This window comes from Serratia sp. M24T3, assembly GCF_000257645.1.
Classification (GTDB): Bacteria; Pseudomonadota; Gammaproteobacteria; order Enterobacterales; family Enterobacteriaceae; genus Rouxiella.
In genome coordinates this window covers 52,491-68,065 of record NZ_AJHJ01000024.1, presented here as the reverse complement: position 1 = coordinate 68,065, position 15,575 = coordinate 52,491, and the positions used below count along the sequence as shown (strand labels likewise).

Below are 15,575 nucleotides of genomic sequence, written 5' to 3'. Positions count from 1 at the left end.
GTTTTTTATTGGCCTTTGCTATCAGGCAGTTTGTTCCTGTAGCCAACCGATGCGCATTTCAGGTACCGAGCGCAGGAGCTGGCGAGTGTAATTATCCAGCGGTTCAGTCAGTGTGGTACTTACCGAACCGTTACGAACAATCTCACCTTTAAATAATACCGCCACCTCATCGGCCACTTCACGCACCACCTGTAAATCATGGGTAATAAACAGGTACGAGATCCCCGTCTGACGCTGAATATCGCGGAGTAAAGCCAGCACGTCGCGCGCCACTAGTGGGTCAAGCGCCGAGGTCGGTTCATCACAAATTATCAGTTTAGGTTCTGCGGCCAAGGCTCTGGCGATGCACACCCGCTGTTTTTGGCCACCAGAGAGCGCCGCCGGAAGACGCGTCGCCAGTTCGGAGCTTAACCCCACCTGTTCCAATAGCTGTTGCACGCGAGCGGCGCGTTGCGAACGGTCAAGAGGAGTAAAACACTCCAACACTCTTGAGATTTGTTTGCCGATAATTTCTCTTGGATTCAAGGCAGTATCTGGTATCTGATGAATCAGCTGAATATCACGCAACTGTTGACGACTGCGCGCGCGCAGGCCCGCAGACAACGGCTGGTTCTCAATGCTCACCATTCCGCTCTCCGGGTGATGCAGCCCGCAAATCACCTTACCGAGTGTCGATTTGCCGGAACCTGACTCGCCGATCACTGCCAGCGTTCTGCCGCGAGGAATTGAAAGATAAAGATTTTTCAGCACCGGTTGCTGATGGTAACGCGCGCTGATGTTTTCAATGCGCAGCAGCTCGGGCTGGTCCATCGGCATCGCTTCTCGGTGTTCGCCCTGCGCGGTAAGTAGTCGGCGGGTGTAATCCTGAGCCGGAGAATCAAGCAGCCTAGCGGTCGCGGCGTGCTCCACCGTTTTACCGTGTTGAAGTACCATGATGCGATCGCTAATTTGTGCCACCACAGCCAGATCATGACTAATATAGATTGCCGCCACCCCGGAAAGGCGGATAACTTCGGCGATCGCCTTGAGCACGCCGAGCTGCGTGGTGACATCAAGAGCGGTAGTTGGCTCATCAAATATCAGCAGTTCCGGACCCGCGCAAAGGGCCATGGCAATCATCGCGCGCTGCAACTGCCCGCCTGAAACCTGATGAGGATAGCGTTGATAAAACTGAGCAGGCTCGGGCAATCCTAGCTGAGTAAACAGTTCAATTGCCTTGGCCTGAGCCTGCTGGCGCGGCAAAATACGATGCTTCAGCGTCGCCTCTATCACCTGCTCGCCGATGGTGATTGCCGGGTTAAACGCCGCGCCGGAAGACTGTGCCACGTAGGCAATTCTCTTGCCGCGTATCGCCCGCAGCCGGCGTTGCGACAGGCGACTCAAGTCAGTATCTTTAAAAAGAATTTTACCTGAATCGATGCGCATACCGTGACGACAATGGCCGAGAATTGCCAGACCAATCGTCGATTTGCCCGCGCCCGATTCGCCGATCAGCCCCAGCACTTCTCCGCCCCGTAAATCAAAGGAGACGTTGTCGACTAATCGTCGTTTTGACTTGTCCGTTGTGACGACCACCAACTGCTCAACGCGCAGCAATGGCTGTTGTTTAATCTCGGAATAATCAGCCATGGTGACCTCCCCACGAACGCGTGGTGCCGCTCATCAACCAGTCGGCCACGGCATTGATGGCCAGGGCTAAAATGGCAATCGCCCCTCCCGGCACCAGCGCAGCCCAGACACCAAACAAAATGCCGTCTTTATTGTCACGCGCCAGCCCGCCCCAGTCAGCAGTCGGCGGCTGAATGCCTAATCCGAGGAAAGACAGCGCCGACAAAAACAGCAAAATAAAGATAAAACGCAGACCAAACTCAGCGATCAGCGTCTGCAATGCGTTAGGTAAAACAACGCGCCAGAGGATCCAGCCCAGGCTCTCGCCGCGCAGTCGCGCAACGTCAACAAACTCCATCACGCCAATTTCGACCGCCAATGCTCTCGCAACGCGCAGCACGCGGGTAGACTCGAGCAGGCCCAATACCAAGGTCAGGGTGAGGATAGTTTTAGGCAACACTGCCAACACAATCAGGGCAAAAATCAAGGTTGGGATCGCCATGATCATATCGTTGATGCGAGAGATGGTCTGGTCCAGCCAGCCACCGCGGATCCCAGCGATAAAACCAAGAGTGCAGCCAACCACAAAGGCCAGCGCGGCCGCCAACGCCGTTACCCCCAGCGACACACGGGTGCCCCAAATCATTCGCGACAGCAGATCGCGCCCCAGATTATCAGTCCCCAAACGCAGCGTTGCGTCCGGTGCCTGCCAGGCCATGCCGATAACTTTGTCCGGCGCGTAAGGCGCCAGCCACGGCGCAAAAATGGCAATCAGCACAAACAGGGTCAGCCCTGTCAGTCCCAGAATTGCAGTGGGTTTTAGTGCAGGCATCTAAAAATTCCTTTTGCTTCTAACGTTGGTGGCGCAAACGCGGATTGGCAACCAGCGCCAGCACATCGGCCAGCAGGTTTAACAGGATATAAATCCCCGCCAGCAATAACGCGCAGTCCTGCATCACCGGGATATCCCTTTTACTAATGCTATCAACCATATATTGACCCAGCCCCGGATAGACAAACACGTTTTCGACAATCACCACGCCGACCATCAGGTAAGCCAGGTTAATCGCCACCACGTTGATAATCGGGCCGAGCGCGTTCGGCAAGACGTGCCGCCAAAGGATCCGCGCCGGAGTCAGGCCTTTCAGAAGTGCGGTGTCAACGTAAGCCGCGCTCTGTGCGGCAATCAGCGCCGCGCGGGTCATATTGCTCATATGGCCGACAATGGCCAGCACCAGTGTGGCGCAAGGCAATGAAATAGCTGAAAGTTTGGCAGTAAAAGACATCGAATCCGATAACGTACTGTTGCTTGGCGCCCACGCGAGAGTGATCGCAAATATCAGAATCAGTAAATATCCAGAGAAAAACTCCGGCAGCGCAACGGCGGCGCGGGCAATCCCGTTAAGCAGCGTATCGATAATACTGCCCTGATAACGCACCGACAGAAAACCAATCAGCAGCGCCAGCGGCACGGCAATGACCGCGGTGCATCCCGCCAGAAACAGTGTATTACCCAGACGGGTAAACAGCGGACCGGCAATGGCCTCGCGGCTGGTGTAGCTGATGCCGAAATCACCGTGCAACACTCCCAGCAGCCAGCTCAGGTAGCGGCTTATCGCCGGTTTATCCAATCCCAGTTGCAAGTTAAGTTCGCGGATGGCATCCGGCGTCGCGCTTTGACCAAGAATCGCCGTCGCGGCGTTACCCGGTAACAATTGCACGCCGATAAAAATCAATACGGAAACGGCAAGCACCATTAATACGCCGTAACCCAGTCGCCAAAATACCAGGCTTAATAAAGTTGAACGGCCCGAAGGCCGTTGCGAAGTCATTTCAGTCATACCATTTACTCGCTTTGGTTAAGCTGCCTCAGCTTTCGATCCAGACTTTTTCTGCCGCGCGGTTTCCGCTCAGCGGCATGCCAGGCACGGAAGTAAAGCCTTTGATTTTAATCGAGCAACCATCAAGCGCATCGGCATACAGCGGGATGATTTCACTGCCCTGATCCACCAGCATCACCTGAATATCATGATAAATTTGCTTGCGCCTGGCCTCATCAGCCTCGCCGCGTGCCGCTTTGACCATCGCATCAAAGGCCGGAACGTGCCAGGCAGATTCATTCCATGACGACTGGCTGGTAAATACCAGCGACAGCATGGCATCGGCGGTAGGACGACTGGCCCAGTTGGAAGAAACAAACACTTTTTTCTGCCAGACATCATTCCAGAAAGCGTCATCGGGAACGTGGTCAACTTTCAGGTCAATGCCCGCCTTGGCTGCAGATTGCTGATAAAGTTGTGCAGCATCGACGGAACCGGGGAATCCAGCGTCAGCGACCGACAAGGTCAATGGGCCAGTAAAGCCAGATTTTTTCCAGTGGAAACGGGCCTGATCCGGGTCATAAGGCCGTTGCGGAATATCTTTAGCAAAATAGCGATTCGACGGGAAGAATGGATTGTCGTTGGCCACGCTGGCATAGCCACCCAGCACGGTATCAATAATCTGCTTACGGTCGATGGCATATTTTAATGCCAGACGGCCATCAACATTGTTGAAAGGTGCCAGATTTGAAAGTCCCGGGAAGGTATAAATTGCACTGTCCTTTGCGCGAATCAGCTGAATATTAGGCATATGCTGAATACGCCCCACAATGCGCGGATTAACGCGGTTAATCAGCTGGGCCGAGCCGCTAACCAGGGCTGCAACCCGTGCAGTGGAATCGTTCATTGCCAGTGTTTCGACTGAATCAACGTGGCCACGAGCACTGTTCCAGTGATTAGGATTACGTTTAGTCAGTGTGGTCACGCCCGGCTGGAATTTCTCCAGAATAAATGCACCAGTGCCAATCCCTTTGTCGAAACTTTCGTTTTCGGCGGTTACCACAAAATGCACCGCACTCAGTAGCCAGACAAATTCGACGTCCGCCGAGTTCAGTTTAACCGTGACTTCATGATCACCGGTCGCGGTAATAGAGGTTACTGGATCCAGATAACCTTTAACCGGAGACGTTGATTTCTCACCGCGATGGTGATTCAGCGAATAAACCACGTCTTTTGCGCTCAAGGCTCGGCCATCGTGGAACTGCACGCCTTGACGAATTTTAAGGATCCAGGTTTTGCTGCCATCGGCCGACGACCACGACTCTGCCAGTGACGGAGCCAGTTCACCTTTCTCGTCGATTTCTACCAGACTGTTGAAAATCTGCGAACCAACAAAATACATGTAAGTTTCAAACCAGAAAGCCGGATCGAGACGATCAGTGCTTGAGGCATTGTCAATGCCAACGACCAGATGACCGCCCTTTTTTGGCGTTGCAGCCTCAGCGGCAAAAGCGTTGGAAAACGGCCACAGTGAACTGGTTGCCGCAGCGACGGAGATAGCTCCTGCGCTTTTGATAAACGAACGACGATCTATCATGACTTTCCCTTAATAAGGTCTGAAACCCAATTGATTTTATTTTTTTAACTACGATGTATTTTGACTGGCGGAAATAAGCGCGTCAGCAAAACTATTATCAGTCGCGTGAGGCCAAAGCCTGGGTCAGCGCCGCAATGTGTTCAGGCCCGATCCCACAGCAACCACCGACCATAGTGGCACCCGCCGCCACCCATTCTTCGGCAAAGCCAAGATAGCCCTGTGGGTCAGTGTCTTTACGCATTTCGCTCAGCCCTTCGTTGGCTCCGCGCTTGTTGTCAGAAGGTTCGAAAGCATTGGCATAAACGCCGATATCGAGATCTGAATCTTGCTGTTGAGCGGTGGTATGAGCTTCCGTCACCGCGCTGGCCATCACTTCTGGACGGCTACAGTTAAACAATACCGCTTTCGCAGACAGCCGTAATGCTGCTTTAACCGCATCGGCCACTGATTCCCCGGAGCGTAATAATGCCTGCCCCTGAGGGTTGAGAGTGTCTTGTAAAGTAAAGGATAACCAGAGTGGGCGCGCGTCCTCACCCACAACTTCACGCACCAGCTCAACTTCGGCAATCGAACTTTGCGTTTCGGCCAGCCAAAAATCCACATAGTCGGTCAAACCGGCAACCAGCACCTCAAGCAACGCTTTAGCTTTAAGCGGCTCGAATAAATCGGGGCGATATGAACCCAACACCGGCGGCAGTGATCCACCGACCTTCACCGGGACAATGGCTGCATCGGCCGCTTCACGGGCTAGTTTTCCTGACAACGCAATCAGTTCTGCACCTCGCTCGGCGAAGACCTCATCACCGACGTGAAAAGGCACCACTGCGTAGCTATTTGTGGTGATCACCTGCGAACCTGCAGAGATAAAAGCATCATGCGCCTGACGAACGAATCGTGGAGCCTCCATCAAAGCCAGCGCAGACCATTCGGGTTGACGGAAAGGAGCCCCCATGCGAGCCAATTCACGGCCCATGCCGCCATCAAGAATCACAATGTTTTTACTCATTTTTGTTTAGTTGTCCGTGATTTATCGTGTGGTCGATTGATATTTTTTGAATTGCCAATACTCTACAAAACGAGAGTTTAGATGTCTAGATATCTTTATGGATAGAAGTGTGAAATCAAATTTGTGAATGCGCGGTATCTGCAAAACCAACGGACAGCAGTTTGCTACATTGAGTGACTTAGCAAAGTAAGTCTTTGGAGGAAGTCATGGGGCCTGAGAAGGTTACGATTTGCCACACTGCAAATAACAGTTGCTCAATAGATGATAAGACTTGCGGTTATCGTGTTTTCGACGCAATGACTCATGCCGCAAATACCTCGGCTGAAATAGCTTCGTTTTATCAGCAACCGTATTTCGACGCCTTAGACGAGCAGCCCTGGTGCCCGAAGCTGAGCCGGCAACATTCAGAAACAGACTTGAGTTCGTGCTTAGGCCCAACCACCGAATCACTGCCAACGCCTGAAACGTCAAGCTGGTCGGAATTAATATCTCAGGCAGCTCATTACCAATTACACCAATATAGTCGCCTGGCGGTGGCTGGTGACCTGCTCAACACGATCCCCACTGAAATAGGCAAACTGTTGGCAGCCAGTTTATTTTGTGGGAATAAAGGCGTCGATATCCTATATCAGGCCGGCCTGGTTGGTGGATTTACACTACTAACTCAACTTATTAATCAAATTATCGGTGCAAACTCTTTAGCTGCAATACTCACCAGTGTGCCCCCGTTAATGCTGACCTGGCTTGCCAGACAGCAGGTGTCAGTAAGTGAAACCGTAGCTAACGGATTGATAACGCTAATCAATACTGGACTGAATATTTGTGCCAGTGAAAACCTGCATCAACCGGCTTTGCTGGTCAATCTACAGACCCAAGTATTCGCTCCTTTAGAGGAGATGTTGTTAGATTCAGGAGTTAAGCAGATTATTGTGACCAGCACCACAATGCTAATGGGAATATATATCCTCTTACGTCTGGCAGGATGGCTAACTCTAAAACCCCCGCCACCCAATATTTTGAATCACGGTTTGAGACTTATTGGCGAGATCAACGCACTGTCCTCAACCAGTATGCAATTTGAAAAACATAAAGATGGTCTGATTAAAACCTGGTATCAACGTAATTACTCTCGGTCTTTTACGGAGGATAAAGCGGCAAAAGCCCTGAACCGTGCCGTAATCCACCTCATGCCATTTTCTTTAAAAAGAAACCCCAGCACTGATGACTATCAACCCTATTATGACCAAATTGAACAGCAGCTTCTGTCAGGCAAGATAAAAACTCGGCAAGCAATAAGAGATACGCCAGAGATATCATCTCAAGGAGAGAAAGCGGTATCTATTCCGCTATTAGTTACTGGTGCTACGGCTGTCGGAGTTATTAACCAGCGAAGATGGCGACCCGGCTGTTATAACACGGTGCTTGGTGGCACCCTGCTGATTCCCATTGCTGGTCTTTTTACTTATCTTGGAAAAAAGTTATTTTATCAGACTAGGCTTGCCGAATTAACAAATAACGTTGTGCCGCCATACAGTCAAAATAATGGCTTATCGCTGCCCACAGCAGCCAATAACTGTCTTGAAATCATTACAAAAGTCAGGTCTTGGCTCAATACAGATAAAACGGGCTGGCCTCTTGCCGGCGCGCTTTGCGACACCCTTTTCGACCAGCATGGCGACCTTGATTTTGAGCATGCCAATACGCTGCTGAGATTATTAAATATTACTGACACAGACAGTAAAGACCGTCTAAAAATGAATGAATCAATACGATTAGCGCTATCATCAATAATTTCGTCAATCGGAATGCAACGCAGTTGGAACATTGACCGTCTTATTTACATCATCGGCGTGCTTACGCAAGAAATATGGTTAGATAATATCGAAGGCAAGGCGAATGACACTGTCAAAATGATGCTTGATAAACTTCGCCTATCACTATCAAAACACTATGTATCACTGGGGATCATCAATCATGATAATATAAAAAAACTCTCAGAGTATCTACTTTATCAAGTGGCCCCTGAAGCTATTTTTCTTGAGCGCAATGGCAAAGAGAATGAATCTCTGCTTTCGAAAAACATGGGGTATGCTTTGTTTTATTTCGCCAATAAGCTTTCGAATAACGAGTACGTTAGCAACAATGATCTTCCCATGGTCATTATTGAAGGTAGAGCCGATGCATTTGTTTCTTCGCGCGAGAGTATTTACTATAGTAAAAGCACCAACTCATCCCTCCTGGAAATCATGGAGCAAGTTACACATATCACAGAAAGTGAGTTTATTTCCTATCATCAGCAAGACTTCAATCTTGAAAACTTACCTGCCGTTTCTTTTGATGACATCATTCAGTTTAACTTTCCGGAGATTGATATCTACGCGCCTGTAAATTTTGATACCGAATCAATCAGGATTCATTCTCAACATATATTCAACAGCCAGGCTCGTGTTTTGCGTAAGTGTAAAAACTTTAGAGATCTAATCCGTAGTTTTGAAGATGGGTTGAGCGTGCTGTTTAGCATCTCACCTAACAGTATACCCATGAGCCTACGCGTATACAAAAATAATAACCACCAAAAAGAGCAGACTTTTACACTCAGTCATTACCCCAGACTTTCACAATTAAAAAAACAGTATAATAACGCTAATAAAGTAATGATTGAACAACATTGTAGCCTCTATGGTGACCTGGTTAATAAGTCGATTGAATTATTGCCAGCTCATGAGTTAAGTTTTGTCAAAAAAAATAGTGTTGCTATTTACAGTATCGATACGAGAGTTAAACGCTTTCACAAATTCCGCTATTTGATGCTACATAAACATCATCTTGCGATACCAAATCGAGTAGAACGTGTTGCTTACAACATTCGCCCTCATCATCAAATAGGTAAGTTTTTTTATGTTATCGACACTCTCACTCAAGAGAAAAGATATTACTCTATTCATATAGAATACAGTCGCAAGAATCCACGTATTTTTCCTGCTCGCCGATTAGCCATTAACAATACTGCTGATCTGCTTAACTTGAATAGTGAATTTCTCAATAGTAACTATTATTTTCATGACCAAAAAAGTCTCTTTGATCCTTGTAAAGAACCGGCCAGCCCCGAATTATCATTGTTAAGCCCCTGGAACAAAGGTCTGGATTATCTAATGGAAAGAATATATTGGGCCAAAGATAAGTTGTGCCATACTTTTCGAACGGAAAATGAAGTAATAGTTTATTTTGACCACAGGGAAATAAAAAACAATAATTCAACCGCATCAGCGCAATTACAGCGAGAAATAATCGATGAGCGTAGAGAGTTTATTGGATTTTTACAGAATAATAATTATCAAGCCAGCATGACCGAGAGCGAACAACAAGAAAATGCAGGGCCAGCACACCATTTACTGAAAAATTTGCCACTTTATAGCTGCTATGAGTTTTACCGCGATGTCATGTGGTCACAGGAAGACACCTCCGCCCCGTCAATTTTCACCCCTTTATCACAAGCGGCGATATGCGCGGCAGACTTCTATCTTGCATTCACCTCCTTAAAATCACTATCTGCTCTTATTAAACTGTCTAAACAAGTCCACGTAAAATCCTGGATCAGAAAGAGTGAATTACGTGAGTTAGAAAAAAACTTAGAGGCAGTTTATCGCGTTCCCCAGTCCAGCCAATATAGATATCCACCTGAGCATGCCGAGAAAATTTTTGCTTTCGAAGACGAGCTAAGAATTTTGGACAAAGAGATAGGGATGTTGCAAAACAGGATGAAATCATCATTGGGAGGGATGTTCTCCATTCCAGTATTTGTCACTTTCCCTTATTTAACGTTAAAGGGAGGCACGGACCTGTCGGCCAGCATTACTCCCTGGGCTTTTAATATGGGGAAGATGTTTTTAAAAAAAATGAACAGATATGACAAAATCAAAGATCCTTTGATTTGGGACCAAACTCAAGCAATCAATGTCAATCAGCCTCAATTATCTGACAATATGACAAGGTTGCTGGAAAACACTGACTGCTATAATGACGACGTCCCCAATAGAAACATCACCCTTAATATCTTTGATATAAAGTATAAAGATCCCAGACTTTATACCGAACTTTTTTTTGAAGCCTTAAGCCATCCCGATCCTGAGTTTATCCTCCAGAAAGCCGAAAATGCCGACTGGAATATTCCAGCAAATTTTAATAAACTGGCCATGTACACTTTTTTAGCACTGACAATTAAAATGCGCGTTTATACGCATCAAATTTTATGGCTAGAGACAAACAAAAACAATAAAAATAAAACCTTGTTGACTGAAGAGGATTTTTTTAATTTTTACTCCGCTCAACTGAAAGAACCTGCATTAAGAATGCCCAATATAACCTGTACCGCGGAGCAAGACTTGCTGCTTAATGAAATCCATGATGATGTCATTAACACTCTATCAAGCCAGGTTAAAGGCATTGAAATAAACTATCGATTTATGGTGCAGAACTTATTAATGAGAGAAAATCCAAATGATTTTTTGACTGTCATTGGCCGTAATATCTCGCGCGCAAAAATCGTTTTAGAAGACCTTGATAAATCTTTATCGTTCCAGCTAGATAAATTTACTATCTTCGACAGTCATAGTTCGAAAGTACAAAAAAAATTCCATAAAAAAGTCATACGCAAGCTGGGAAAACACATAAAAAACGTCATCATCGACAATCCAAAATTTATCATTTTATTTACCCAAGACTATCAGTCCTTTAAAAATAAGCTTGAACAATACCGTGATTCAGAATCTAATCAACGGCTACCGTCACATACGGATTTTATCAAAAACTGGTTCAAAGTTTCCAAAATCATTAATTACACCTACTGCTCCATGGCGCGCGTTGAATACACCTCCAAGGTATTTTCTGAACATTATTTCTGGGATTGGAGCTCAGCGGAAGTACAAAAGGCATGGTTAACAAAGTTACAACACTTTCTTTATGGCGCAATGAAATATCAGGATCTAAAACCTTTTTTGCTATCTGCAACGCAAGGTTTAAAAAGCTACTGGTATGCGCGGAGAAAAACAACGGATAGCCTGCATGAAAGTGTTCTCGTCAATGGTTTAATTGATCCGGAATTTATCTTGGGGGTAAAAAAATCTCTGACTGAAAGCTGCTTACAGTTTCCGGAGTTACTTTTTTGTGATTTTTATCAAAAAGACGATGGCAGTTGGTTCACCTTTTTAAATATCGACTATTTATCAAGTAATTCTATACGTAACAAAAGAACACTGTCTTCTTATTCGACCATTCTTTCTCCCCTCGACGGGGTCGAGGATTTTTCATTGAAAAAAGCCATGCTGCAACCATTACAAAACCATCAACTTTATCGCCATGAAGATAATGACTCGCTGTATCGCCAACTCCTGACCAACCTGGTCCAAGATTATAGCCAGTTACTTGGGGAACCTTTCCATCAAAGGCTTTATGAACAACGCACTGGCGCACTACAATTAACTGATAACGAACTTATCGATGCGGTATTTCCTCTAATTAATAGCCTCTTGAATAAAGATAATCAGAGCGTTGCTTATCAGATTAAAGTACTACAACGATTTCTGCCTGTTGATACTCCTATTGATGATGAATTCGTGTTGCATTTGATTAGCGATATTATGGGCCTTATTTTCCCTGAATGCCCTCGAATAGTTGACTTGGTGTTTACAAGTCTTCAAAAGCATTTATCCGCGCCTGAGAGCACTTTATCTACACTTTATAATAAGGCTTTTAAAAGTCGTCTTATCCTTGATGTTGTGGCTGAGTTCTCATCTCGTTTATGGAAGTCAAATGCGACTAGCCAACAAGGACTACAAAGATATATTGCTGCATTAGCCGATCATTTTTTGGCATTCTCGAACTATCTGCCTGGTATTGAATCTTTATTCACCTTCGCTCCCCTTAAATCACTCTCTTCACAGTGGTTATGTTTCGGCGCAATTATTGCCAACCAGCTGGGTTTATCCTATGCCACCGTGGAAGATCTATTTAAAATAGCCAAAAGCGCTTTTATCGATGCCGGATTGATGCCCGTTCATTTGACTGCTATCCGACAAATCGCTTTGCTGGATGGCGACCGACTGCCTGCTCAATCTCATCCCCTGTTCGCTGCGGCACTTAAAAATCTTGGATTAAACATCATTCAGGCGTCAGAGTTGCAAAACACACTTTTTGCCAGCCTAACTGCCGATAAGCGATTAGCCGCAAGCCTGAAACAACTGATGTTCATGCCCTCATTGGGTATGCAGTATGAAAACTTTCACTTGATGCTCAGCAATGCCATCAATGAACAGTCTGGATTAATCGATCTCGCATTGAGACAACTCCCTCAACTCAACGTTGATTGGCTTATTGCTGCATTACGACAGGGGAAATTGGCAGTCAGTCTTTATCACGTAATTAATACTTTGAGCCAAATTAAAAGCGTTGCCGGGTTGGCACTGAGAACTGATATTACGTCACAAGGTTTGCTTCTGCCGCTGGGTAATCCGCAGGAGATTCCGGTACTATTTAGGCAACTCCCTGAATCACCTGACAACCTAACGTTAAGCCGTTTATGTTTTGGTGATATTGATAAACAGTCCCGTTTTATTAATCCGACCTTGCATTTATTACCTGCCGCCCTGGCCTCTTCCATTGTCGATATTAATAAAGCACTGCTGAATGGAGTGCGTAAAGAGTCAGATATCTTGCTAACCGCACTCAGTGATGCCACTAATGAATTTCAATTTTCCCTAGCGAAAACGCAACTAAATAACTGGCTAACACGACAATTTTTCTTCTTTTGTTCATCGGAAAAAAGGCAGTTTGACCTTATTCCCGATCAGGCACAGCGCCTGAGTCAAATTGCTACCCATCCGTTATTACAAACATGGGCTTCTTCCCGTAACATTCCTCTCGCGGAACTCAATCATTCCTCGGCTGGCGCATTTTCAAACGCGTTAGACTCCGTAATGGGCAATGAAACAAACTTTCCAACACTTGCTTCTCGACTGAGGGATAAAACGGCTATCAAAGGAGGAATATTATTAGAGAATTTACCAAGCACGGGTTTCGTCGGATTCTGGTGGGACCCTTTAACACATTTTTGTTATTTAGGCTGGCAGGAAGATGCCGCGCAAGATTTATATGCCAGTGTAGGAGACGACCGCCAAATATTCTATAAAATTGAGGACATTGAGCATCATGAAAACGTGTGGCGTAGCCTGGACAGGTTCAATCGTTTGGATAAAGACTTGGCAGCCTTGCGCCGGGATGAAATCACAGCAGTCGAATTTTTCGAGTTATCCATTCCTTTGGCCTGGCAATTACACTGTACAAAAGTTGACGTTATTTCATTACCCTCAGGCGTAGTCAAGCATCCAATTTTACCGGAAGTTGTCTCTATCAATGGTGCTTCACCCGTTCAATTTTATTATGCTCCAGAAAATGACCAATCTGGGCTACCCGTCAGCATAACTCAACTTTCCACCTTCGGTTATCAGCTTGATTTCCATCCTCAATATGGTAATGCATCACCGGATCAGCATTTTTCTTTATCCATCAATCTAGACACCTCCACTCATGGGGTTAATCACTGGAAACTCTATAAAGATAACAGGTGGCGCCTGGTTTCTTCCAATAAAGCACAGCAGCTAATGGCAAACGGACACTTTGCTCCGCGGGAGTATTTGCAGTGGCCTAAAAAACCTTCGCCGGCAATGTTAATGGTGCCCTCTTCCCGAATTTTGCTACGTAATGATGACAGCATTGTGTTTATTTTCAGTGAATCAGTCGATCGTATCAGTTACCGTTCGTTAGACATGCAGGGAAATTTGCAAATATCTCCGTCTCAACCGACTCAATGGCCTGTGAATACTACAGGTTTTGAGGACTCTTACGCGGTATCAAGATTAGATGCCACTCTAAATGATTTCAATAATAAACAAATAAACCTGCCCTCACCCGACTGTTGGCCCGTGCTGCGGCATAACTCATTGTCTAGAACTGAAGAAAATTTATTAAAACACTATGAAGATAATAAAAACCGCATCGCGGTATTGAATAACGCCAGTGTAATATTACCCTGGCGTTTCAAGCTTAGCGGCAGTGCCGAATTTGAACGCGATCACTTACGTCAACTGTATAAAGATCAAGGAAGTAATTTTTATGATGAGGTCAATAGTCATATTACCGGTGAGCAACAGGTTGACACCCTATTTTGGAATATTTTCACCTGGCGGGATGCGAATATTTATAATGCCACAGAACGCCATCAAACGCTCCAATACTTAGCGTTAAAAATGAATGACTATAACATCTTAAAAGCACTGATAATAAACAAACATGCTCAGGGGAATTTGTATCTCAATTTACTTAAATGGATTGATCAAAGTATTAGTATCTTGGAAAAATCTATGAACCTCATTGATAACTTAAATCATTTGAATGCAGACTTCTTCTCGATAGATAAAAAACATGATCTACTTTCACGTAAGCTCTTAATGCATCACCGACATGGGGAAAACACCTTCTTTAGCTTCTATCATCAACAACCGCATGCAAGCGCAGAAATCTTTCTATGGCCTTGGGAATATTGTATTAATAATGGCTGGCCAGAAAACATTCAATCAGTATGGCAATTTGCTTTGGACAGGCTTTATCAATTAAGCCGCGGCGCGGCGAATGAAAACGATTTATTAAACCGTTACTGGCCACAAGCTAATAAACCCATTATTGACTCAAGCTTGCGGTTAGGGGTAATCCGCTGGCAAAAAGGTATAAATACGTCCTTAAACAGTTGGCAGACGCCGCGTAAGGCCGAAGATATCTTGCTACTGAGGCCCAAAACTTCTGCGCAAAACTTACCCCTTTTCTCGCAAAAATATCAGTGGCCCATTCGCCTGATTGTTTCTGCAGGTTTCGGTAACGTCTCGCAGTTTGCAATATCAAATAAAGCCCCGCCGAGGGTGCTAACACTAGAGCAGCAGGATGAATTGCTGTTGGTTAATGAAGGGCCACGCTACATTTTCAGCCCAGAAATACCTTTAGCGGGCGTTAAGTACTCCCCCGTTAATGCAAAGGATTTTGCGGCGTTAAACAGAAACCGGCTCTCCAGCGCCTTTATGCTTGCAGAATTATCGGGTCCAGCATTTTTAGACCGTTTGCAGATGCGCATCATCAAAACAATGTCCTCTGACGTTGATAATTGGAGCAATGAAGAGCGGGCATTTTACCTTTCCCCTTCGACAAAGGAATTTTTACAAGAGAAAAACCTTGAGCAACTTGATAAGCAAAAATATCGAGAAATGTTTAAGGCGCTATTCGACAGTGCAACACTGATGGTCAATCTGCTATTCATCGATCGTGAGATGATATTTGCACTGCTATGCGAGATTTATATTGAGCATCATCCGCAAGGTGCTAACGATGACATGTTAAAAGCCTGGTTCCTGTTTGATCAAACCTTTAATGACGAGGCAGAAACTGGCACTTCACTCTATCTGGTTGGTATTTAATTTTGAAAACGTTGCTTTCTCGGAAAAAT

6 protein-coding genes are annotated in these 15,575 nt (G+C 45.9%); 1 reads left to right on the top strand and 5 read right to left on the bottom strand.

What is annotated here, in order from left to right; all coding sequences use genetic code 11:
* Positions 1–21 precede the first annotated feature (21 nt).
* From SPM24T3_RS16905 to SPM24T3_RS16885, 5 genes are all read right to left on the bottom strand, one after another.
* A complete protein-coding gene (locus SPM24T3_RS16905) occupies positions 22–1,629 on the bottom strand; it encodes an ABC transporter ATP-binding protein (RefSeq protein ID WP_009638010.1) in 1,608 nt (535 codons plus the stop codon).
* Positions 1,622–2,440 carry an ABC transporter permease gene (locus tag SPM24T3_RS16900; RefSeq protein WP_009638009.1) on the bottom strand — a complete coding sequence of 273 codons (819 nt, stop codon included), beginning with the start codon at positions 2,438–2,440 and terminating at the stop codon, positions 1,622–1,624. Before SPM24T3_RS16900 ends, SPM24T3_RS16905 begins: the two co-directional genes overlap by 8 nt.
* Positions 2,441–2,459: 19 nt before the next feature.
* Positions 2,460–3,449 carry an ABC transporter permease gene (locus tag SPM24T3_RS16895; protein WP_009638008.1) on the bottom strand — a complete coding sequence of 330 codons (990 nt, stop codon included), beginning with the start codon at positions 3,447–3,449 and terminating at the stop codon, positions 2,460–2,462.
* A gap of 28 nt (positions 3,450–3,477) precedes the next feature.
* Positions 3,478–5,022 (bottom strand): ABC transporter substrate-binding protein, encoded by a 1,545-nt coding sequence (locus tag SPM24T3_RS16890; RefSeq protein ID WP_192807956.1) that lies wholly within the window; start codon positions 5,020–5,022, stop codon positions 3,478–3,480.
* A 100-nt stretch (positions 5,023–5,122) separates the two neighbouring features.
* Positions 5,123–6,031, bottom strand: coding sequence for a homocysteine S-methyltransferase family protein (locus tag SPM24T3_RS16885; RefSeq protein WP_009638006.1), 909 nt, complete (start codon positions 6,029–6,031; stop codon positions 5,123–5,125).
* Positions 6,032–6,327: 296 nt separating this feature from the next.
* Here SPM24T3_RS16885 and SPM24T3_RS16880 point away from each other — a divergent pair, with 296 nt between their 5' ends.
* Positions 6,328–15,546 carry a hypothetical protein gene (locus tag SPM24T3_RS16880; RefSeq protein ID WP_237713095.1) on the top strand — a complete coding sequence of 3,073 codons (9,219 nt, stop codon included), beginning with the start codon at positions 6,328–6,330 and terminating at the stop codon, positions 15,544–15,546.
* The last annotated feature ends 29 nt before the right edge of the window (positions 15,547–15,575 follow it).

Bases quoted from the DNA above. Each gene is read 5' to 3' on its own strand.
- SPM24T3_RS16905 (WP_009638010.1), bottom strand. From the start codon at position 1,629: ATGGCTGATTATTCCGAGATTAAACAACAGCCATTGCTGCGCGTTGAG.
- SPM24T3_RS16900 (WP_009638009.1), bottom strand. From the start codon at position 2,440: ATGCCTGCACTAAAACCCACTGCAATTCTGGGACTGACAGGGCTGACC.
- SPM24T3_RS16895 (WP_009638008.1), bottom strand. From the start codon at position 3,449: ATGACTGAAATGACTTCGCAACGGCCTTCGGGCCGTTCAACTTTATTA.
- SPM24T3_RS16885 (WP_009638006.1), bottom strand. From the start codon at position 6,031: ATGAGTAAAAACATTGTGATTCTTGATGGCGGCATGGGCCGTGAATTG.
- SPM24T3_RS16880 (WP_237713095.1), top strand. From the start codon at position 6,328: ATGACTCATGCCGCAAATACCTCGGCTGAAATAGCTTCGTTTTATCAG.